The sequence below is a fragment of the Promicromonospora kroppenstedtii DSM 19349 genome (assembly GCF_000515355.1).
GTDB classification, from domain to species: Bacteria; Actinomycetota; Actinomycetes; order Actinomycetales; family Cellulomonadaceae; genus Promicromonospora; species Promicromonospora kroppenstedtii.
In genome coordinates, this window is record NZ_KI911570.1 from 2,089 (window position 1) to 2,780 (window position 692).

At 74.9% G+C, this 692-nt stretch carries 1 pseudogene; it reads right to left on the reverse strand.

The annotated features are described in order from the left end of the window. Positions 1-692: pseudogene (locus PROKR_RS00915) on the reverse strand (Mur ligase family protein); the annotation flags it as partial.

A 692-nucleotide genomic window follows, 5' to 3' on the forward strand; every position in this document is an offset into this window, starting at 1 on the left:
CAGGGCGGCGGCGGCCAGGGCGTCGGCCACGATGTGCGTCGGCACGACGCCGCCCAGGTCGCCCAGCTGCTTCAGGTCGGCCAGGGTGCCCAGCTCCGCGGCGCTCTTGCGGCGGTCCGGGTCGTCGTGGGCGGCGTGGAAGGCACGGTCCACGAGCACGCCGTCGACCAGGCCGAGGTCCCCGGGGCTCGGGGTGCCCACCACGAAGCCGACGGCGCGGGCGCCCTCGACGACGTCGGCCTCGCGCACGAGGTCCTCCGTCGTCGGGTCCGCGACGTTGTAGACGCAGGCCACCTGGACGCGCTCGAAGATGCGGCCCTTGTCACGCGTGTACGACTCGAGCGAGCCGTGCCAGTCCAGGTGGTCGGCCGAGACGTTCAGGACGGCGCCCGCCTGCAGCGACATCGTGTGCGTGAAGTGGAGCTGGAAGCTCGACAGCTCCACCGCGACGACGTCGAGCAGGGGGTCCGAGGGCAGCCTCGACGAGCGACCGGCCGACGTTGCCGACGGCGGCCGTGCGCAGGCCCGCGGCCCGCAGGATGGCCGCGAGCATCTCGACGGTGGTCGTCTTGCCGTTGGACCCGGTGATGCCGAGCCACGGGGCCGGCGCGTCGGTGCCGAGCCGGTCGACCCGCAGGCGCCACGCGAGCTCGACCTCGCTCCACACGGGCACGCCCGCGGCCAGCGCCGCG